Genomic DNA, 532 nt, shown 5'->3' with positions numbered 1-532 from the left:
TTTAGCTTTCCCACAGTGGATTTTTACACTTCAGGGTAACTACCTACTTGCTGATAGCAATATCGAGCTATCAATCAAACAAAGAGCAATGCTCAACTATAGTGAGGGTGACTATATAACCTCGACAAACCCGACAACGCTAGAGGTGACGCAAATTGCGCCAGAGGATGCAGATGATTATTTTCGTACTGACCTCAGCCTTCTTAAACACTTCGACTCTAAATCAGGCGAAGGCGAACGTGCTATGTATATAAACGTGAATAATATTTTTGATCAGAAAAATACCGTCGCATCACTATATAACGTTGAAAACGGCCTAGCGGATTCTGGCTTATCAGTTGATATTGGACTGTCCTGGAGTTGGTAGGCAACGATTTACTTTAAGAGCTCAACCAGCGTATCAAGTAGGCGAGCGTAATCCCTAAATAGTTACCCAGGATATAGCCAAGAATTGCAGCGGCGAAACCTGGGACTATTAGCGATTTATTCTTCAAAGCACCCGCCACGACGGGTATAAATGGCACCGACATGA

General features: G+C 43.2%; 1 protein-coding gene. It reads left to right on the top strand.

The features are described from left to right. The coding region (locus A3735_RS06590; RefSeq protein ID WP_156499465.1) for a TonB-dependent receptor at window positions 1-367 on the top strand (367 nt) is incomplete at its 5' end. Window positions 368-532: the final 165 nt, after the last annotated feature.

The organism is Oleiphilus sp. HI0061, assembly GCF_001635675.1.
The sequence above is the reverse complement of the archived record's forward strand: the minus strand, read 5'-3'. Positions and strand labels throughout refer to the sequence as shown.